Origin of the sequence: Pyruvatibacter sp. HU-CL02332 (genome assembly GCF_040362765.1) — a bacterium.
Lineage (GTDB): Bacteria > Pseudomonadota > Alphaproteobacteria > CGMCC-115125 > CGMCC-115125 > Pyruvatibacter.
Genome location: NZ_BAABWK010000001.1, coordinates 1,133,103 through 1,153,392 on the forward strand (window position 1 = coordinate 1,133,103; position 20,290 = coordinate 1,153,392).

The window sequence follows — 20,290 nt, forward strand, 5'->3', positions numbered from 1 at the left end:
GCACGCCATGACCAACTTGCCCACCACACCTGCCTGCCGGTCATGCGGTACAGCGCTGACGCATACGCTGGTCGACCTCGGAGAAACGCCATTGGCAAACTCCTACGTCCGTCCAGACGAGGTCGCACGCCAAGATGCAGCTTACCCCCTGCACGCCCGCGTCTGCGCCAACTGCTTTTTGGTTCAGGTGGATGACGTGGTGCCCCCGGAAGCGATCTTCCGAGATTATGCCTATTTTTCCAGCTTTTCAGAGAGCTGGGTGGCACACGCCAAATCATACGCGGAAACGGTCCTAAACCGCCTTGAGCTTGACGCAACCAGCCTTGTTGCCGAAGTCGCCTCCAATGATGGCTATCTGCTGCAACACTTTGTAGCTCAGGACATACCGGTGCTTGGTATTGACCCTGCCCTTGATGCAGCTGAGGCAGCGCGCAAACGCGGCGTGAGAACAAAGACAGAGTTTTTTGGCCGTGAAACCGCAAAGTCCATACGTAAAACTGATGGGTCCGCCGACCTCATCGCCGCAAACAATGTCCTGGCACATGTGCCTGATATCAACGATTTTGTGGCCGGCTTCGTCGAACTCCTGTCAGACGACGGCGTGGCGACTTTTGAATTTCCCCACCTACTGAACCTGCTTCAAAGGGTCCAGTTCGATACAATCTATCATGAACACTTTTCCTACCTGTCACTCTATGCAGTAGAAGCCTGCTTCACGCGAGCCGGCCTGAGAGTATTTGATGTAGAAGAACTACCCACCCACGGAGGAAGCCTCAGGGTCTGGGCGTGCCGAACGGACGCAGCGCACGAAGAAGCTCCCGGTGTCTCCAGGATGCGTGACAAAGAGCAGGCATTCGGGATTGCCACCTTGTCCACATATGAGGGATTCACTTCGAGAGTTGAAGCGATCCGCAAGTCTCTCCTCAAGTTCCTGACCGACGCAAAGGCAAAGGGCAAGACTGTTGTCGCCTATGGCGCAGCCGCCAAGGGCAATACCTTGCTGAACTATTGCGGTGTTACTGCGAAGGACATCCAGTTTGCCGTCGATGCCAACCCCGCCAAACAGAATACATTGCTGCCCGGCAGCAGAATTCCCGTAAAAGCACCTGAAGAAATCAGCACTGCCAAACCGGACTATCTTCTCATCTTGCCCTGGAACCTGGCGGATGAAATCAGCAACCAGACGTCTCATATCCGCGACTGGGGTGGGCAACACGTTGTCGCCATTCCAGAGCTAACGTTCCTGCCATGAAGATCACTCCGACAAAGGTTGATGGCGTGATGCATATCGGCCTGATGCCGATAGAGGATGAACGTGGTTTCTTTGCCAGGAGTTTCTGCACCTCCTTTTTGGCTGAGGCAGGGCACCCCTTTGAAATCATCCAGGCCAATCTGTCGTATAATCACAAGGCAGGCACACTACGTGGGATGCATTATCAGGCAGACCCGCAGCCGGACCCGAAAATCGTGCGCTGTGAGCAAGGCGCAATCTTCGATGTCGTCGTGGATCTGCGCCCGAAATCACCCAGCTACCTGAAGTGGACGGGAAGCGAACTCACCGCGGACAATGGAAACGCACTACTCGTGCCTGCCGGCTGTGCCCATGGGTTCATCAGCCTCGTTGACGAAAGCAAGGTGCTGTATCTGATGGGCGCACCCTACGTCGCAGAACTTGCACGTGGCGTAAGATGGGATGACCCGGCCTTTGATATTCAATGGCCAATGGCTCCCGCAACGATACACCCACGCGACGCCTCATACCCAGATTACCAACCCGAAAAGCCTCTCTTATGAGAATTTTGGTCACAGGGGGCCACGGCTTCATCGGCAAGGCCGCTGTAGAAAACCTGGTGTCTCAGGGACACGAAGTATTTGCCCCGCGGCATTCAGAGTGCGATCTGCTTGACGCAACGTCCCGTCAGAAGCTGCTAGACCGGACAAGACCCGAAATACTTGTTCACCTCGCCTGGCAGACGGAGCACGGCGTTTTCTGGACCTCGCCTGACAATGTTTCATGGCGAGATGGCACCATAGGCTTCCTGCACGAATTTCTTGAGTGCGGTGGCACACGCGCGGTTCTCGCGGGCACTTGTGCTGAGTACGACTGGAACACCGGTGCCGGCAGGCTCGTTGAAACCGCACCCTGCAATCCAGCGACCCTGTATGGTCAGTGCAAGCATGAGACATTCACCGCATGCGAAAAACTTTTGGCTGAAGGTGTCTCAATTGCGTGGGGACGGTTGTTTCTACTTATGGGGCCTCGCGAAACGCCCACACGCTTCATGCCGTCAATCATTCGTCCAATGCTCCAGGGACATGCCGCACAAATGAGCGACGGTCGCGGCCTTCGCGATTTCATGCATTGCGCCGACGCTGGTGCGGCCTTTGGGGCCCTTGCAACACATGAAATGACTGGTGCGATCAACGTCGCAAGCGGACACGGCGCGAGCCTGGTCGAGGTTGCAAGGATCGCTGCCGCCAAGATACCCAATGGTCAACTGGACATCGGTGCACTACCCACACGCAAGGATGAACCGGATGCGCTGGTTGCGGACGTTACGCGCATGACGCAAGAGCTAAAATTCACCCCTCACCATGCGATTGAATCAGCCGTGGAAGATTGCGTTGAATATTGGAAGACGCAGGTTTCAGCGAAATAAGAGACGCCAATCTAATCAGCGTAGCCGAGTTCTTTTTCAATTGCGCCACAGAGCATCTGCCCAAGCAGAATATGCATCTCCTGCACGCGTGCTGTCGTGCCTGAGGGCACAACCAGCAACGGGTCCGCAACTGAACCCAGACTAGAGCCGCCGTTGCCTGTCAGGGCAGCGGCACCAATGCCAGCGTCCTTGGCACACTTGAGCGCCTCAACCACATTGGCGCTCGTGCCAGATGTCGTAATGCCAATGGCCACATCACCTGGCCTGCCAATGGCTTCGATCTGACGCGAGAACAGCTGCTCAAAGCCCAGATCATTGCCGATGGCGGTAATGGTGCTGGTGTCAGTGGTCAGCGCAAGAGCCGCAATGGCAGGTCTGTTCTTGATGTATCGAACGGACAGTTCCGTTGCCAGGTGCTGGGCATCTGCCGCACTGCCACCATTGCCAAAAAACATCAGCTTGCCGCCATTTTTCAGGCTGCTGACGCATAGCTCAACCAAGGCTTCGAACGGTCCACGCAGGTCTGCCCGCGTCGCGGCAACCACCGCGGCGTGTTCTTCCAGTTCGTCGTCATAAAACGATGATACGTGCACTGAAGTCCAGCTCCCCTGCGCTGCCGAAGCACCGGCAACTCTGAGGGGTTCTCATACAGGGTTTTCGCTTGCAGCGCCAAGTCCTGCTGATGAGATGGTGAACTGTTGAGTCAAAAAAGAGTTCGCCCGCCACGCACATGCCACGGGTCAGAAGCATGCGTATGACGGGCGAGGTCGCCTGTACGGGATCATCCGGGGGAGGGAATGGCCCGCACAAACGGTTTGGCGGATGTCTGTTGGCCCCTACTGCCCTTGGGCAACCGAGAAGCCGGGTGTTCCATCAATCATTTGAAGCCGCTCCACATGGCACCACCGGGCAAATTTGGAGATCCGGGCCATAAGTTCAGCCATTTGCTGTTCGGGCAGATCGTCCTGCGGGGCGCGGCTTGCAAACCGGCAGCGCCAGTGATCGGCAAAATCGGCCATCGGGACTGTTCCGGGATAAACCTTGAGCCCCCGGTTTGAGATCATCGCCAGCGTAAAGGGCAAGTCCGCAGAGGCGGCCCTAAGGCAGGCAGCAAGCTCGGTTGGACTGCCGCCATACTCCACAAAGATGTCCATGCCAGCGTCCGTCCGCTTTGTCGGGGCAGAGACCGCTGTCATCTGCAGCTTACCCTTGGGCATTGTGAGAGACGCTTTGGGGGCAGGTGGGCAGTTCTGAGACCGACGTCCAAGATTGCTGATGATGCGGTCGGCAAAGGCCACCGTTGAACCCGCCTTGACGTTGCGCGGGCCCGCCATGTCGGCAGTCAGGTCCTTGCCGTCTTCAAGCGTCACATAAAGAGCCTGCTCAATCCGCTCAGCGGCGGCAAGCTTGCCACCCTGCCGCAGCATCATGATCGCTGCCAGCAGAAGCGCCGTCGGATTGGCCAGACCTTTGCCTGCAATATCAGGGGCAGACCCATGCACCGCTTCAAACATCGACATCCGGGCACCGAGGTTGGCGCTGGGCGCAAGCCCCAGACCGCCGACCAGGCCGGCCGTCAGGTCGCTGATGATGTCACCATTCATGTTGGTGGTGCAGATCACATCGAAATCTTCCGGCGACATCACCAGACGGTGGGCCAGATTGTCGATGATCATATGGTCCGACTGAAGGGTCGGGTGCTTGGCAGCCACATCTTCGCAGGCCTGTTTGAACAGCCCCTCAGAGAGTTTCATGATGTTGGCTTTGCTTGCCACCGTCACCCGCTTGCGGCCTTCGGCCTTAGCCAGGGCGAAAGCGGCTTCTGCGATCTTGGTCGACCCGGCCCGTGTGATGAGTTTCAGGCATTGCGCCACATCCGGCGTCTGCATGTGCTCGATGCCAGCATACAGGTCCTCAACGTTCTCACGAACCACGACCAGATCAATGTCCCGATCCATGTAAGGGGTGATGACGCCAGGCAACCTCCGGGCAGGCCGCACATTTGCATAGAGCTCAAAGTGCTTGCGCAAAGTGACGTTGGCGCTTTTGCCACCAGCGCCGATACCGGTTTCAAGCGGACCCTTGAGAACAAATCCGGCTTTCGCGATTTCATCGAGCGTTTCGCCCGGTAGTCCCGAGGCAGCACCCTTGGCATTGGCCGAGGCACCAGCCTCACATGTGGTCCAGTCTATCCGTGCACCACCCGCGACCAGAATACGCTGTGTGGCGTCCATGATTTCCGGTCCGATTCCGTCACCGGGCAAGGCAACCGCTTTCAGACGAGACGGGACAAGCTTTGGCTTGCGTGCAGCAGGTGTTTCCTGCGCAAAGGCAAAGTCTGTTTCAGAACCGTCATAGGCCTGCTCAAGGGAAGAATTCAGCGTCATGGGTCATCTCCGGTGTAGGAGTGCATATCAGGCAGCGGCAATGCCTGTTTGATGACCTCAACTTAGGAAACCCGGTTACATTGATATAATCGATTTACTTGTGTAAATACATAGATATTATCTATGTATGAGAACTGGATCACATGCCCACACTGCGTCAGCTGACATATCTGGTTGCCATCGCCGAGACAGGTCATGTCGGACGTGCCGCAGAGCGCGTAGGCGTCACACAGCCAACCTTGAGCGCACAGATAGCTGAGCTGGAACGCAAGCTGGGCGTGAAGCTCGCAGAACGCGGCCGCTCCGGCGCCATGCTCACAGACATTGGCCGGGACACGGTAAAGCGGGCACGTGACATTCTAAGCGCAGTTGAAGACTTGAAGGACCATGCCGCCGGCGCCCAGACAGGCCTGGCGGGCACCATGCGCCTTGGCGTGCTGCCGACCATCGGGCCCTACCTGCTGCCGCACATTCTTCCCGCCCTGCACAGCCGCTACCCTGACCTGCGGCTTTATGTACGCGAGGATTTTCCTGGTCCATTGGAAACCGGATTGCTCGATGGCCGGTTTGATCTGCTCATCGTCTCTCTGCCGGTAGACATGGGTGGGTTTGAGACGGCTCCACTCTTTCGCGAGGAAATGCAGCTTGCCCTTCCCCATGACCATGCTGCGACTACCGCCGAGGAAGTGCCCCGCACACTCCTGCGCGGTGAAGACTTTCTGGGACTTGAATCCGGCCACCGGTATCACGCGCAGGTAAAAGACCTCTGTGAGGAACTTGGTGCCCGCCTCCTGCCGGACTACGAAGGCACCAGCCTCGATACATTACGGCAGATGACCGCCATGGGCGCGGGGCTGACATTCCTGCCCGCTCTCTACGTTCACTCGGAAATTGGTCCCAAGGGAAAACGGCAACGCGCTGAAGTGGCCGCGCGCAGCATTGCACCTCGCCCCCCACACCGCACGGTGGGCATGGCTTGGCGTCGCCAGGCATCCAATCGCAAAGACTACGAGACACTCACAACGTTGATCCGAAGCCGAATGAAGTCCCTGAAGATCGACGGTGTGACTGTCACCGACTGATCACAGCGCCTTTAAAGCCGCTCACTGTGGTGGATATCATCACTGCCAGCAGGCAGGGACCAGAAGTCTCCATCTACCGCAATCACCGCAGGGCCATCATAGGCATCACTCACACCTTCCATGAACACATCCTCGAGAGGCGCAAGGGGAAGCGGTGGAACGATGTGATGGAACACGAGCATATCGACACCTGCTTCCTGTGCCGCTTCAGCCGCCTGCACTGGGTAGGTGTGATAGTCGAGAATATCGACAGTGATTGTCGCGATGTTGTCACGCCCTGCCTTGCGGGCGCCATCCGTAATGATACCCACAAGCGTCGGTGACAACGCTTCATGCATCAGCAGGTCCGCGTCTTTTGCAAAACGAATGAGATTGTCAGATTTCACAGTGTCACCGGAGATCACAATTGACCGGCCCATGAAGTCAAACCGATAGCCGACTGCCGGTGAGACCGGAGTATGATCTACCTTAAAGGTCGTGATCTTGAGGCCATCGCGGTCAATAATGACAGGCGCCACTCCATCAACAGGCTCCGCAAAGGCAACGGCTGTCATACCCGCACCCGAAGCTGGCACAATGTCATCACCATGATGATCCGTACGGTGAACGAAATCATGGGAATAGGCTTCGTTGAAACCGTTCACAACGCGCTCAACACCAGCCGGCCCATAAACAGGAAGCGGTGACGTCGCGGTTCTGTTGACCCACCGCTGCATGGCAAGTTCGCCAAGCCCGTCGATGTGGTCAGAATGAAAATGCGTCAGCAACACGCCATCAATGGCGCCAACCGGTAGCATCATCTGTTGAAGCGTGCGTACGCCGCCCGTCCCCGCATCAACAACAAAGGCCTGAGTCTTGTCGCCTTGCTTGGCGATGACGACCGCACACGGACCACCACGGGCATTGTCAGCCATGGGCGCACCTGCACCGCACAGCCCCACATGCAATCCTTCGGAGAGCTCACCCAGCGGGTCGCTGGCCATATTCCGCTCGACCACCCCAGCCATCAGGCGGAGCGCGATTTGCTCGCGCATGGAATAGAAAACCGCCACCACAATGGCGCCAACTACCACTAGCCCCAATAATACTTTGCCGAAACGACCCATTTCTCTGCCCTCACAAATCCACTAATGCCCTGCATTATATAAATTGGCAGTAACATTGCCATTATAATCGGCATCGCCATGCGGAACCGCATAGGTGGGTCGCCCCACTTTTTTGGCAAAATGTCTTGAAAGCCGCTGCCAAAAGCCGTATTTCCCGCGTCGCCCAATAGTCGCACGTGCCCGTAGCCGCTGGAACACCAACAACACCAGTAGCCAAAAGCAACGACGGTGAGGGCTTTTTTGGTCTCAGTCGGTCTTCCAACCACCGGCGACGCTAAAGAGGCACACCTTCTTTGCCCGCGTGAGGACTTGGGGATGCTCCCAAATCCAATCCGGCATCAAACCACCCGGCGATGTTTCGCGCCAGTTTGGCCAATGAAGCAGACCCGGATCTGTCGCGCTTCTGACGGCGCCCGTGCAATGCGTCTCCAACACGCAGTCCACGGGCATACACTCAGATGGCGTGATGTATCTGGAACTGGGAGACCACCCCAATGGTGACCGACCGCATCAAAGATTTCCTGCGCACCACCCGATCAGACGAGCCCTTTGTCGTCGTCGATCTGGATGTGGTGCGTGACAACTACAATCGCCTGGCCCGCGCACTGCCGGAAAGCCGCGTGTACTACGCGGTGAAGGCAAATCCGGCCCCAGAAATTCTGGCGCTTCTCGCCAAACTTGGCTCGTCCTTTGACGCAGCCTCCGTTGCCGAAGTTGAAATGGTCCTGGCCGCCGGCGCCAGTGCTGACCGCATTTCCTTTGGCAACACAATCAAGAAAGAACGCGACATCGCCCGCGCCTACGAACTCGGCGTGCGCATGTTCGCGGTTGATTGTCCCGAAGAAGTTGAGAAGGTGGCGCGCGTTGCCCCCGCTTCACGTGTCTTCTGCCGCATCCTGACCGACTGCGCCGGTGCTGAATGGCCCCTGTCGCGCAAATTCGGTTGCGTGCCCGATATGGCCAGTACTGTGCTGCTTCACGCGCACAAACTTGGCCTTGAAGCACATGGCGTGTCCTTCCATGTCGGCTCCCAGCAGCCCGACACAAGCGCGTGGGACCGCGCTCTGGAAGACGCCAGCACCATCTTCCGCACGCTGGCCGATCAGGGCATCCACCTCAAAATGGTCAACCTCGGCGGAGGCTTCCCGACCCGGTACCTCAAGGAGGTGCCCTCGTCTGAAGACTATGGCAAAGCCATTTTTGGCGCGTTGCGCCGACATTTCGGCAACCAGATCCCCGAAACGATCATCGAGCCGGGTCGCGGCCTGGTGGGAGACGCTGGCGTCATTCGCGCCGAAGTCGTGCTGGTGAGCCGCAAGACGCAAGAGCCTGACGCCGACCGCTGGGTCTATCTTGATATCGGCAAGTTCGGTGGGCTGGCAGAAACCATGGATGAGGCAATCCGCTACCCCATCCGCACACCTCACGACGGTGAGCGCACGACACCTTGCGTGGTAGCAGGACCTACTTGCGATTCCGCAGACGTACTGTATGAAAAAACACCCTATGACCTTCCCGTGTCCCTTACCATCGGCGACGAGATTCTGATCGAGGCAACCGGTGCATACACCACCACGTATGCCTCGAATGGCTTCAACGGGTTTGCCCCCCTTAAGTCGTACATCATCTAAGCGGGACACCTGGGCCACGGACACCTGCGACCGGGAGAGATAAGACCACCATGACCACCAAGACCCCCTGGCCCGTCTATCACAGGATCTCCGGCCCCATCGTCATGATCGGCTTCGGCTCCATTGGTCGCGGCACACTCCCCCTGATCGAACGTCACTTCGATTTCGACAAAAGCCGGATGGTCATCATTGATCCAAGCGATGCGGGCAAGACCCTGGCAGACAAGCACGGTGTCCGTTTCCTCCAGCGCGAGATCACCAGCGAAAACTACAAAGAAATTCTGACGCCACTGCTGACGGAAGGTGAGGGTCAGGGTTTCTGCGTCAATCTTTCTGTCGACGTCGGCTCGGTTGACGTCATGCGACTGTGCCGGGAAATCGATGTGCCCTACATCGATACCGTTGTTGAGCCCTGGTTTGGTTTTTATGTCGACCAGGACAATGATCCAGCGGAGCGCACCAATTATGTCCTGCGCGAAACAGCCCGCACCGAAAAACGCAACAATCCGGGCGGCACAACGGCCGTCTCATGCTGTGGCGCCAATCCCGGCATGGTGTCGTTCTTCGTCAAACAGGCCCTCATCAATCTGGCAACCGACCTTGGGCTTGATTTCGACGAACCCGCCGCAGAAGACCGCGACGGCTGGGCCCGGCTCATGCAGCGCACCGGCACCAAGGGCATTCACATTGCCGAGCGAGACACGCAACGCGCGAAGTCACCAAAACCACTTGGCACTTTCGTCAACACCTGGTCCGTAGACGGATTTATTTCTGAAGGGCAGCAGCCCGCTGAACTTGGATGGGGCACCCACGAAAAATGGATGCCTGACAACGCACACCATCAAAAGGACGGTACGGGTTGTCAGTCGGCGATCTACATGACGCAACCCGGCGGCGCCACCAAAGTGCGCACATGGTGCCCGACACCCGGCCCCCAGCATGGCTTTCTTGTAACCCACAATGAGAGCGTCTCCATCGCAGACTTTTTCACCATCGGCGAAGGCACCAATCCGGAATACCGCCCCACGGTCCATTATGCCTATCACCCGGCGGATGATGCGGTCGTGTCCCTACACGAACTGTTTGGCAATGAAGGCAAGCCGCAGGCCATCTATCACATTCTTGATGAAGACGAGATCGTGGACGGCATAGATGAACTGGGCGTGCTCCTCTATGGCCACGCGAAAAACGCCTACTGGTACGGCTCGCAGCTTTCCATAGAAGAAACCCGGGACATTGCGCCCTACCAGAACGCAACAGGTCTGCAGGTCACATCCGCCGTCATTGCAGGCATGGTCTGGGCCATCGAAAACCCAAATGCCGGCATCGTTGAAGCCGACGAACTGGACTACAAACGCTGCCTCGAAGTGCAACTGCCCTATCTGGGGCCAGTAAAGGGCTTCTACACCGACTGGACGCCCCTTGAGGGCCGACCCAGCTTTTTTGCCGAAGACCTGGACGAAAGCGACCCCTGGCAGTTCAAGAATGTGCTTGTGCGGCCCTAGTTACGGTTAACGCACGAACAGGTCTGGCCAGCCCGCCAGTCCGGTGGCAAGGTCACCTCCAACAGCCATACTCTTAGCTGACTGGAGCCAATGAATGTCGCGCACGTCCACACTTCTTGACCACACCCGAACCATGGGCATCGCTGCTCTTGCTGTCTCCGCCTTTGCCATTAGCAGCCTTACTTTGTCCGGCAACGCTGAAGCAGGAACGCTTGAGAAGATTGCTGCCGACGGGCGCATTACCGTCGCGAATGTCGAGGACCTTGCGCCTTTCTCCTTTACCGGCGACGACGGCATTCCATCGGGCCTTTCCATTGAACTGTGTCGCGCCATTGTTTCCGAGCTCGCAACACAAATCGAAGTTCCAATTATCTCCATCGACTATGTACCGGTCACGGTGCAGTCGCGCCTCGACACGGTCGTCAGCGGGCGTGCAGACATGGAATGCGGCGCGACAACAGTGACGCTTGGCCGTCGCGAACGCGTCGATTTCTCGGTTCCATTTTTTGCATCAGGTGCATCCGTGGCTGTGGCCGACATCCAGTCGCTACCCGACATCGAAGCTCTGGCGGGCAAACGCGTGGCCGTGATCGAAGGATCAACAACACAGGTCGCGATCAAGAGAGCACTAAGGGCACAACGCATAGATGTCGAAGTCATTGCGGTAGAACGCACCGTCGATGCAGTTGCGGCCATCAAGGAAGACAAAGCGGATGCAATTGCCCACGACAAGATGATCCTTGTGGACCTGATGCAGGACCCGCTTGGCGCTGACCTTGTCGCGTTGCCCGGCCTTTTGTCCTTTGAGCCCTATGGCATCATCCTGCCACGTGGCGACGCGGATTTCCGCCTCGCCGTCGACCGCGCCATCATTGGTCTGTATCAGGACGGTGTGCTTGATGATCTGTATGAGAAGTGGCTGGCACCCCTTGGCGCCCGCCCTGGCGTAACCCTGGAACGGATGCTCCAGTTGCAAGCCGTGCCGGAGTAAACACACCAGGCGGCACAAGCAAAACAAAAGGGCAGCTTCAAAAATGAAGCTGCCCTTTTTCTTCTAACAGGATTGCAGCAAAGGCACGGTTATTCAGCGGGCGTGTCCGTAGCATCCGTTGACACGGCTTCCTTCACCGCATCCGCACCCTCTTTCACAGCCTCGGCTGTTGCTTCCACAGCATCATTTACAGCTTCTGCAACATCATCCTTGTTGGCCTCTATGACTTCCTCGACGGCCTCTGCCGCCGCTTTGGCACCTTCAGTCACGGCTTCGATAACGGCCTGTGTGGCTTCACCCACCGCTTCACGCGCGTCATCCAAAGAGGCTGAAGGACCAGGCATGCCGCCAGCCGGCACCAGACGCAGCACGTGCCCGCCTTCGCCATCAGTCAGCACATAGATGCTGCCATCCGGCGCCATGCGCACGTCACGCAGGCGCGGCGTGTCATCGCCTTCGGCACCAGGCACGGTGACACGAAGGGCTTCTTCACCCGCAAGCTTGCCATCATCAATAATGACGCGGCGCAGGTTACGGTCAGCAAATTCAGCGACATTGCCCGGCGCCAGTGCGGTGACAAGAAGATCACCATCCCAGTCACTGAAGGCCTCACCCGCTACTAGTGCCATGCCTGATGGAGCGATGGACGGCGTCCAATAGGTCAGAGGCTGGCTGGACCCTTCAAATTCTGTGAGGGGCGACACATAAGCACCGGAGTAATCAAGACCGAAGGTGGCAAGCGGCCACCCGTAATTGCCTTTGGGCTCAATGATGTTGATTTCATCTCCGCCCTGCGCCCCATGCTCATTTTCATAGATGCGGCCGGTGGAAGCGTCATACACAATCGCCTGCGGATTGCGGTGCCCGTAGGAGTAGATCTCGTCCCGCACGCTGTCATCGCCCACATAGGGATTGTCAGCAGGCACAGTCCCATCATCATTGAGCCGCAGCATTGCCCCAAAATGATTGTCCGTGTTCTGAGACTGCTCGCGATAGTCAAACCCATCGCCGCTGGTGACCATGAAGGTACCATCCGGCAGGAAGGTCATTCGCGCACCATAGTGCACGAGGGTTGAGCGATAGGCGTCAGCTTCAAAGACCACTTCAAAGTTCTCAAGCGCACTGCCTGTGAATTCAGCCCGCGCCACCACAAGCGTGTTGCCCTTGTCCCGTGCTGCTGAATAGGTGAGATAGACCAGATTGTTGGTCGCAAAGTCCGGGTGCAACACAACGTCAGACAAGCCACCCTGCCCGCCATAGATGACCTCAGGGGTGCCCGAGATAGGCGCTTCCACAAGCTCACCGTTATCGATCAGACGAAGCTGTCCAGTGAGTTCCGTCACCAACATGTCGCCATCAGGCAAAAACGCGATTGACCAAGGGAAATCGAGCCCTTCGGCCACTGTTTCCACAGTGAACTGATCATCCGCTGCGGCGGTAACGTCCTGCGCCAAAGCCGGCGTGACCAATACACCCGCCAGCATCAAGGCCCCCGCAACTGTGACCCGATCCAATCGATTAACCATGCCGCTTTCCCCGTTTCCGCCGTTTTATCTGTTCAATGCCAGTATCTGGCCCCCATATAGTACGCAAGATGGGGGCAACCGGGCTGGTTCTCAACGCCATCTTAAGCGAATATGGCACATAAACGCGACGCTTTAACCGCGCCGCCTGATCGCAGATGCGATGATAAATGGGGGAGGACGAACCTGATGCGCATGGTTCTTGGATACATTCTGGCTGTTGTGGTGGTGCTGATTGTTGGCGCCGGTGCCCACGCTTTTTTCAATCAGGGTGACCTTGCAGCGCTCGGCGGAGAGTTCTCCATCGGCCAACGCATTGAATGGATCCTCCACGACATCGTGGGCATGGCCCCCATCTATGGCGCGATCATGGGTGCTGCGCTTCTCGTAGCGTTCCTGATCGCAGGCCTTCTGTCCCGCTTCATGTCAGGCCTCCGCAGCATTGTGTTTGTGGTAGCCGGTGGCGTTGCCGTGGCAGTCGCACTTACCGCAATGACTCAGGTCTTCGGCATTACAGCCATTGCCAGTGCACGCGAGATGGACGGCTTCATCGGTCAGGCCATTGCCGGCGCTCTTGCGGGCCTCACTTATGTGATGATCAAGCGCCCGGCTTAAGGCGCAAGATCAAACGTCACACACTCAACGTTGTGGCCTTCAGGGTCGGTGACGAACGCTGCGTAGTACTCCGGGTGGTACATCTCCCGGACACCCGGCGCGCCATTGTCCACGCCGCCAGCGGCGATCGCCTGCTCATGGAACGCACGCACAGCTGCCCGTGATCCAACCCTGAAGCAAAAATGCGTTGTGGGGGTCTGATGGCCAGTGGCGGCAATCCACAGATTACCTTTTCGACCTTTGCCAAAGGCAACAAAGTGGGCGCCACCAGTGATGTCAGGTGTGAGTTCAGCTACGAGCTCAAGCCCTGCAGGCGCCAGCGCCTTTTCATAAAACGCCTTGGCCTTTGCAATATCTGCAACGCTGAGCGTCAAATGGTCGATGGTCAACGCCAGTTCGTCGGTCATACAGTTTCTCCGTGCTAATCGTGAACACGCACGATCATGGACTGGCTGGCGGTCGCCATCAGCTCGCCATCCTGAGCAAACTGCAGCATGCGCCCATGGGCAAACCCACCATGAACACCGTGGATTCGCGTATCGCACAGCACCCAGTCCGTGGGAACCACATGACGAATGCGCAGAGTATTGTCGAGGCTATTGCCGCCTGCATTCTTACCGATCGCATTGCCAACGGCTGATGGGATGAAATCAGCAATAATCGCAAGCATGCTGGTATCGATCTCGCGACCATCCTTGGGGCGGGCCCACAGATAGACTTCACCATCGTCGCTTTTCACACCGTCCCGGCGTGCTTTGCCATAGCGCCCCTTGGCTACGCGCAATTCCATGTGGTCGTGCAGCTCTTCGTCATCCCGCTCCCAGCGCTCCATGGGCGGGCAATCTTCCGGCTGCGGCACGTCCGGCATGGTGGCCCACTGCTCGCTATCATCGGTAGGCCGCTCACCAAGGGCTGCACTTGCCGTGATGATCTCCTGATCACCCACATGTGCCTTCGTGCGGGCCTGTGAGTTGAACTTGCCCGACACGGGCACCTCCACGTCCACATCAACGATGGAACCCGGCCGCGCAAAAGATAGATATTGCGCCGCAGCCCAGATCACCCGGCGGCCAGTCGTGCCTTCCATGGCTTTGATGGAGGCAGCAAGCCCGACGCCGCCAAACATGAACATGTTTCCTGTGCGGCCAACGCAGAGACCCTGAGTGACTTCAAGGGTCCAGCGATTGGGATTGTGAGTAGAACGGAGATCAAAAAAAGCAGAATTCGACATAAAGCACTCAACCTGCAGGCAAAGAAAAAGGCATGCGCGTACCTAAGCGCGCGCATGCCTTATGACAACTACCGCAAACGTATACCCGCTAGGCACACATCCGCAGAATTTGAGCTTTTCTAGTCCCAAAGCGACAGAATATGCGCCTTGTTGGGGGGTGTCTTGCCGCCAAGCACCTCAAGATAAACGTCTTTCACCTTATCAGCGCCAGCGGAGTGAATGACCTCAATCCACTTCTTGGTTTCAGGAATGAAACCGCCCCATGCCTTGGCGACACGCTCCTGGAAACCAGGGCCGCCCCATTCTTTCATCCGGCGCTCAATATGCGTGGGCGCAAAGAACAGCTCCACTGCAGGGCCGGGCAAATTCTCCTGACCACCACCAACACTGTCCCAATGGGTACCGCCAACAGCAGACGACACCTTGAGATTGTCCTTGAAGTGGTTGTGCACATCAGCACGCACAGAGGAGTTGCCCGCCATGTCCACAATGCCCGTCGGCACAGAGGCATCCATGTCGGAAATCTTGTCGTAGGTCACAATCTCATCATAGAAATTCGTGCCCTCGACAAACGCCACATTGGAGGGTGAGGTAAGCCCGACCACGCGGACCTTATCGCCACGGTTCTTCTTCAACAGATGTGCAAGGCCAAGCGAGGTCTTGGAAGATGCACTGGTCAGAATGATGGTCTTGGCGCCAAAAAAATCATTCTCCGCCAGCCAGTCATCCAGAATAAAGCTGGTGGTGAACAGCGGCCGGAACAGCATGATCTGGTCTTCGTCTTCCTTGGCATAAAGCGGGTCAGACGTCGTGGCCATGAACTGGCTGTAGACCGGCGCGAGCTCACCGCGAACACCTGAGGCATCCATGAAGCCGTGCTCGGAAATCTTGGCGGCCTTCGCAACCCGGTAGTTGGACATCGGGAAATATCCATAAACGCGCGATCCCACCGCCACGCCATCAGCGTTGGAGGCAACAACTTCGCCAAAGCCCCAGACCGGGATGCGGCCAAATTCAGCACCTTCGGTGCGGTCCGAAAAGAAGTCCCAGTAGCGCATGGCATCGCCAAACACGGCATAGGTGATGTTGTTTGCTGTGAGAGAGAACCGCTCAACCTTCATGAGCACCTCACCGGCACCGATTTCCGGCACTGCACCGGTTTCGGCGCGAGATGTGGTGAGTTCGCTCTTGCGGACTTCAAAATCAATGGCCTGATCGGACATGGATGTTTCCTCTTGATAGGGAGTATCTGATGGGTGTTGCGGCGGAGTGTGCCACGGCCACACGGCGAAGTAACAGGGGTTTGAGCAAAAGCCTTTGCCTTTTTGATAGACGCCGGACGATTTGAGCGTTTATGTGCCCTCATGAACGAAATGCCCCGCACAATCTCTGGCAAATTTCAGGACCCGCACCTGACCCTCAAAGGCGAAAAACGCGCCTGGATCATGCCGCACACCCTGGAAACCCTGTGGATCAACACAGGAACCTTGTGCAATCTCGCCTGCGCCAACTGCTACATTGAATCCACCCCCACCAATGATGCGCTGGAATACATCTCCACCTCCGAGGTGGCTGATCTGCTTGATGAAGCAGAGCGTGAGCATCTGGGACTGAAGGAAGTCGGCTTTACCGGCGGCGAACCCTTCATGAACCCGGACTTCATTCCAATGCTCGGCGACGCCCTGTCCCGCGGCCACAATGCGCTGGTGCTGACAAACGCCATGCGGCCCATGCAACGCCCCGGACCCGCTGAAGCCCTGCTGGCGCTGCAGGCACTTTATTCAGCCCGCCTCACAATCCGGGTCTCCATGGACCACTACACGAGCAAGGTTCACGAAGAGGAACGAGGGCCGGATTCCTGGGCCCCGATGATCGACGGGCTGATTTGGCTGAACCGCAATGGCTTCCAGCTGTCCATCGCCGGTCGCATGCTGTCTGGGGAAACGGAAGCCGATGAGCGGGCTGGATACGCAGCACTGTTTACAGAACTCGGCCTCGAACTTGACGCCACCAACCCAAACGACCTTGTGATCTTCCCAGAGATGGACGAGAACACCGACATCGCGGAAATCACCACCGGTTGCTGGAAGACATTGAATAAATCTCCTCGGGACGTGATGTGCTCAAACGCCCGCATGGCCGTAAAACGCAAAGGCGCCGATGCGCCTGCGATCCTGGCCTGTACGCTGATTGCGTATGACGATCGTTTTGAATTGGGACCAACACTCAAAGGCAGCATGAAGCCTGTGTCTCTGAACCATCCGCACTGCTCACGCTTTTGCGTATTAGGCGGCGCCAGCTGCTCCGGCTAGCTAAACGTCAGCGAGGTGACCGCGCTTCACCCAGATGCGGCATCCATCCGGTGACGCCATCGGCATTTCCTGGCCAGCTGCACGACGCAACCACGTGCCTTTGCCACACAGCGCACCGCCATATGACAAAGTACCTTCCAGCACGAAAACTTCCTCGCCCCCGGCAACATGCGCATCAATGCTCGTTCCCGGCTGCAGACGTTCAATCGTCACTTGCTCATAGCCTGAGTCAAACAGCACCTGCCTCTCATACCCAGCGACGCCGGCCGGCTCAAACGGCGCGGTCTTCGTATCAACATGGACCGTACGATCTTCGTCGTCAGGCATCTGCCGAAGCTTTACGAGAATCACACAGCCTTCATCCGTATGCGGTGCATGTGAAGAGCCTGGCGGATTGCGGACATAAGTCCCTTCAGGGAAGTCACCATCATTGTCTGAGAACGTGCCGGACAGAACGATGTATTCTTCGCCCATATCATGACGATGAGCCGAAAACCGGCTGCCGGCCGCATAACGCACAAGACTTGTTGCCCGTGCAACCTCACCACCGTCGCGCTCTATCATGCGGCGCTCCACACCTGCCATAGGCGATGGAATCCAGTCGATTGCCTGGGTATCCACCTGCGCTGATTGAGACAGATCCGCAAAAAGCGTAATCGGAGCCTGGCTGGCAGTCTGGTGTGACATCGTCGTGTTCCTTTGCTCAAGCGAGCGTCTTCGCGTTAGATAGGCGTAGAATTTTCCATGCGCCGCTCACAAGCTCGTGATGCCTTTCGACAAGGACACAAAACTGCCGTGACACGCCGAGCCCTATTTCTGGACCGTGATGGCATCATCAACGTCGACAAGGGATATGTACATGACGCAAAAGACTTTGAGTGGATGCCAGGCATCTTCGAGCTGGCACGAACAGCAATCGACCTCGACGCGGCCCTGATCGTTGTCACCAACCAATCTGGCATTGCGCGCGGTTACTATACGGAAGAGCAGTATCAAACGCTCACGGCCTGGATGTGTGCCCGCTTTGCAGATGAGGGCGTTGCGCTAACGGACGTGTTTCACTGTCCACACCTGAAAGGCCCTGACGGCCTCGACCACCCCATGCGCAAACCCAATCCCGGCATGCTCTACGCCGCCCGCGACGCCCATGACATAGACATGCCAGCCTCCGCCATGCTGGGCGACAAGTGGACGGATATGGAGGCTGCCATTGCCGCTGGCGTCGGCCACATGGCCATCATCGGTGACATGATCGAAGAGAAACGCAGCGACGCCAACTACACCACTGTCGCCCGCCATCCCGATTTGAATGCGGCTCTCACATGGCTGAATGGGGTTTTTGACGCCTGAATCGACCGGCCAATGACGACTAGCCACCCATCGAACGCACCAACAACCACAACCCGCATCCCCGGACTTGATCCGGGGTCCACTCTCATTTGCTGCAGCCTGAAGCGTCCGCGAGTAGGCCCCGGATCAAGTCCGGGGCTACGGCGTGCAAAGGTAATGCCCAGTCAACATACAGCGCGCCTAACCGCGTATTAGCCGTCCCGGCAATGCACCTGTCGGCTGGCCGTTCTCATAAACGGTTTCGCCGGACACGACGGTCGCAACATATCCATCAGCCCGCTGAAGCAAACGACGTCCACCGCCTGGCAGGTCGTGTGCAATCTCAGGCGCATGCAGGCGAAGCCCCGCATGATCGATCACATTGATGTCCGCCTTCATACCCGGCTTGAGCAGGCCACGATCAGACAGACCCACCGCGCGCGCGGTGTCAGCAGTCTGAGCTCTGATCACAAACGGCAGGTCCAGCTTGGGGCCCCGCGTGCGGTCGCGCGTCCAGTGTTGCAGCAATGTGGTGGAGAATGACCCGTCACAGATCGTACCCATATGTGCCCCACCATCTGACAGACCCATCACCGAATTGGGGTGCTGCATCATGGCGTAGGACGGATCGAGTGAGCCGTTAGCATAGTTGAGGAACGGGAACAGCAACATGCCCGTCCCCGGTCCACGCCCGCCGTCAGCCATCAAATACTCAAGCGCCAGTTCCTCAACGCTCTTGCCCTGCGCCTTTGCCTGCGCGCCGAGCATCTTGTCCGGAGTTGGCTCATAGTCGGGCACGTCACCCAAGGGGAACATCTGGTCGAACTGGCGGATAAGCGACTGCACAAACGGATGGTCCGACGATGGCTCTTCGCTCAACATCCGCGCCCTGAATGCAGGGTCAGACAGCTTTGCCATCTTCTCAGAAAGCGGCGCGTCTTCGATTTCCGCATAGGCCGGGTAAGCCGTGAACGGATTCAACGTCAGCTCAAGCCCAACAAGAATGCCCACTGGCCGCGGAGCGACCTGCGCCCGCATCTCAAGACCACGCTCATTCGCCCCTTCAATCTCCGACAGCAGCCACTTCCAGGCATCCGGCGCAAGGTCTGTCTGCGCGACGGAAATCGACATGGGGCGGCCGGACTTTTCAACGATGCGCTGGAACATTTCCATTTCATCGCGGCGTTTCTTGAAATCGGAAACAACCTGCAGCACGCCTTTGCCCGCTTTACCGATCTCCAGAGCAATGCCCATCAACTCATCTTCAGCAGCCGTCAGCGTCGGCGTTGGATCGCCTTCTGACGTTTGATGGTTCAGCGTGCGCGACGTCGTAAAGCCAAGCGCACCTGCTTCAATGGCTTCGCGCGCCAGAGTGGCCATGGTTGCGATGTCCTCGCCCGTCGCCATATCGCGATTGGCACCGCGCTCACCCATGACGAACACACGCAATGCCGCATGGGGAACCTGGGCCGCAAAGTCGATGTCAAAAGTCTTGCTGCCGAGGCTGTCGAGATATTCCGGGAAGCTCTCCCAGTTCCACGGAAGGCCATCCGCCAGCACTGGAAACGGAATGTCCTCAACGCCTTCCATCAACCGGATCAGGCGCGTGTGATCTTCAGCTTTGCAAGGCGCAAACCCAACCCCGCAATTGCCCATGATCGCAGTCGTGACACCGTGCCAGGACGAGGGCGTCAACTGACTGTCCCACGTCACCTGTCCATCATAGTGGGTATGAATGTCGACAAAGCCTGGCGTCACAAGGGCGCCGTCTGCGTTGATTTCGCGGGTTGCCGTGCCGGAAACCGAGCCGACCTCAGCCACAACGCCGTCCTTGACGGCCACGTCGCCGGAAAAAATCTCAGCCCCGGACCCATCTGCAATGCGTCCGCCGCGTACCACCAGATCAAATGTGCTCATC

Annotated in this window: 19 protein-coding genes; 10 read left to right on the forward strand and 9 right to left on the reverse strand. The window is 57.6% G+C overall.

Annotated features, from left to right (window positions below):
* Nucleotides 1–7: 7 nt before the first annotated feature.
* From ABXH05_RS05310 to ABXH05_RS05320, 3 genes are read left to right on the forward strand one after another with little or no spacing between them, the layout of a single operon-like run.
* Entirely contained in the window at nt 8–1,252 is a 1,245-nt protein-coding gene (locus ABXH05_RS05310) for a methyltransferase domain-containing protein (RefSeq protein WP_353560097.1), read from the forward strand.
* Nucleotides 1,249–1,794, forward strand: a complete 546-nt coding sequence (locus ABXH05_RS05315; protein WP_353560098.1) for a dTDP-4-dehydrorhamnose 3,5-epimerase family protein — start codon at nt 1,249–1,251, stop codon at nt 1,792–1,794. The genes ABXH05_RS05310 and ABXH05_RS05315 overlap by 4 nt, the downstream gene beginning before the upstream one ends.
* Nucleotides 1,791–2,660, forward strand: a complete 870-nt coding sequence (locus tag ABXH05_RS05320) for an NAD-dependent epimerase/dehydratase family protein (RefSeq protein ID WP_353560099.1) — start codon at nt 1,791–1,793, stop codon at nt 2,658–2,660. The genes ABXH05_RS05315 and ABXH05_RS05320 overlap by 4 nt, the downstream gene beginning before the upstream one ends.
* 11 nt (nt 2,661–2,671) lie before the next feature.
* On the opposite strand, the gene ABXH05_RS05325 is transcribed toward ABXH05_RS05320, so the two are convergent.
* Both ABXH05_RS05325 and ABXH05_RS05330 read right to left on the reverse strand, forming a co-directional pair.
* Entirely contained in the window at nt 2,672–3,253 is a 582-nt protein-coding gene (locus tag ABXH05_RS05325; RefSeq protein ID WP_353560100.1) for a D-sedoheptulose 7-phosphate isomerase, read from the reverse strand.
* Between the two features lie 243 nt (nt 3,254–3,496).
* Nucleotides 3,497–5,047, reverse strand: coding sequence for an NADP-dependent isocitrate dehydrogenase (locus tag ABXH05_RS05330; RefSeq protein ID WP_353560101.1), 1,551 nt, complete (start codon nt 5,045–5,047; stop codon nt 3,497–3,499).
* 143 nt (nt 5,048–5,190) lie between these two features.
* On the opposite strand from ABXH05_RS05330, the gene ABXH05_RS05335 reads away from it, so the two are divergent.
* Nucleotides 5,191–6,129 carry a hydrogen peroxide-inducible genes activator gene (locus ABXH05_RS05335; protein WP_348136117.1) on the forward strand — a complete coding sequence of 313 codons (939 nt, stop codon included), beginning with the start codon at nt 5,191–5,193 and terminating at the stop codon, nt 6,127–6,129.
* Between the two features lie 11 nt (nt 6,130–6,140).
* Here ABXH05_RS05335 and ABXH05_RS05340 read toward each other — a convergent pair whose 3' ends face one another.
* On the reverse strand, nt 6,141–7,235 hold the full coding sequence (locus ABXH05_RS05340; protein ID WP_353560102.1) for an MBL fold metallo-hydrolase: 1,095 nt from the start codon (nt 7,233–7,235) through the stop codon (nt 6,141–6,143).
* A gap of 494 nt (nt 7,236–7,729) precedes the next feature.
* On the opposite strand from ABXH05_RS05340, the gene ABXH05_RS05345 reads away from it, so the two are divergent.
* From ABXH05_RS05345 to ABXH05_RS05355, 3 genes are all read left to right on the forward strand, one after another.
* Nucleotides 7,730–8,866: a type III PLP-dependent enzyme gene (locus tag ABXH05_RS05345; RefSeq protein ID WP_353560103.1), complete on the forward strand. Its 1,137-nt coding sequence runs from the start codon at nt 7,730–7,732 to the stop codon at nt 8,864–8,866.
* A 50-nt stretch (nt 8,867–8,916) separates the two neighbouring features.
* On the forward strand, nt 8,917–10,371 hold the full coding sequence (locus ABXH05_RS05350) for a homospermidine synthase (RefSeq protein ID WP_353560104.1): 1,455 nt from the start codon (nt 8,917–8,919) through the stop codon (nt 10,369–10,371).
* 94 nt (nt 10,372–10,465) lie between these two features.
* Nucleotides 10,466–11,362, forward strand: coding sequence for an amino acid ABC transporter substrate-binding protein (locus ABXH05_RS05355; RefSeq protein ID WP_353560105.1), 897 nt, complete (start codon nt 10,466–10,468; stop codon nt 11,360–11,362).
* An 89-nt stretch (nt 11,363–11,451) separates the two neighbouring features.
* Here ABXH05_RS05355 and ABXH05_RS05360 read toward each other — a convergent pair whose 3' ends face one another.
* Nucleotides 11,452–12,888, reverse strand: coding sequence for a PQQ-dependent sugar dehydrogenase (locus tag ABXH05_RS05360; protein WP_353560106.1), 1,437 nt, complete (start codon nt 12,886–12,888; stop codon nt 11,452–11,454).
* A 186-nt stretch (nt 12,889–13,074) separates the two neighbouring features.
* Here ABXH05_RS05360 and ABXH05_RS05365 point away from each other — a divergent pair, with 186 nt between their 5' ends.
* Nucleotides 13,075–13,500: a hypothetical protein gene (locus tag ABXH05_RS05365; RefSeq protein WP_353560107.1), complete on the forward strand. Its 426-nt coding sequence runs from the start codon at nt 13,075–13,077 to the stop codon at nt 13,498–13,500.
* Here ABXH05_RS05365 and ABXH05_RS05370 read toward each other — a convergent pair.
* From ABXH05_RS05370 to ABXH05_RS05380, 3 genes are all read right to left on the reverse strand, one after another.
* Complete coding sequence (locus ABXH05_RS05370; RefSeq protein WP_353560108.1) at nt 13,497–13,907, reverse strand: VOC family protein; 411 nt, start codon at nt 13,905–13,907, stop codon at nt 13,497–13,499. The two genes, ABXH05_RS05365 and ABXH05_RS05370, sit on opposite strands and share 4 nt — an antisense overlap.
* A 14-nt stretch (nt 13,908–13,921) precedes the next feature.
* Nucleotides 13,922–14,731 carry an acyl-CoA thioesterase gene (locus ABXH05_RS05375; protein WP_353560109.1) on the reverse strand — a complete coding sequence of 270 codons (810 nt, stop codon included), beginning with the start codon at nt 14,729–14,731 and terminating at the stop codon, nt 13,922–13,924.
* A gap of 119 nt (nt 14,732–14,850) precedes the next feature.
* Nucleotides 14,851–15,954, reverse strand: a complete 1,104-nt coding sequence (locus tag ABXH05_RS05380; RefSeq protein WP_353560110.1) for a DUF2855 family protein — start codon at nt 15,952–15,954, stop codon at nt 14,851–14,853.
* A 141-nt stretch (nt 15,955–16,095) separates the two neighbouring features.
* On the opposite strand from ABXH05_RS05380, the gene ABXH05_RS05385 reads away from it, so the two are divergent.
* Nucleotides 16,096–17,043 carry a radical SAM protein gene (locus ABXH05_RS05385; protein ID WP_353560111.1) on the forward strand — a complete coding sequence of 316 codons (948 nt, stop codon included), beginning with the start codon at nt 16,096–16,098 and terminating at the stop codon, nt 17,041–17,043.
* Here ABXH05_RS05385 and ABXH05_RS05390 read toward each other — a convergent pair whose 3' ends face one another.
* On the reverse strand, nt 17,044–17,730 hold the full coding sequence (locus tag ABXH05_RS05390) for a cupin domain-containing protein (protein ID WP_353560112.1): 687 nt from the start codon (nt 17,728–17,730) through the stop codon (nt 17,044–17,046). It lies immediately after the preceding gene.
* Nucleotides 17,731–17,838: 108 nt separating this feature from the next.
* On the opposite strand from ABXH05_RS05390, the gene ABXH05_RS05395 reads away from it, so the two are divergent.
* Nucleotides 17,839–18,393, forward strand: coding sequence for a D-glycero-alpha-D-manno-heptose-1,7-bisphosphate 7-phosphatase (locus ABXH05_RS05395; RefSeq protein WP_353560113.1), 555 nt, complete (start codon nt 17,839–17,841; stop codon nt 18,391–18,393).
* Between the two features lie 180 nt (nt 18,394–18,573).
* On the opposite strand, the gene ABXH05_RS05400 is transcribed toward ABXH05_RS05395, so the two are convergent.
* Complete coding sequence (locus ABXH05_RS05400; protein ID WP_353560114.1) at nt 18,574–20,289, reverse strand: N-acyl-D-amino-acid deacylase family protein; 1,716 nt, start codon at nt 20,287–20,289, stop codon at nt 18,574–18,576.
* Nucleotide 20,290: the final 1 nt, after the last annotated feature.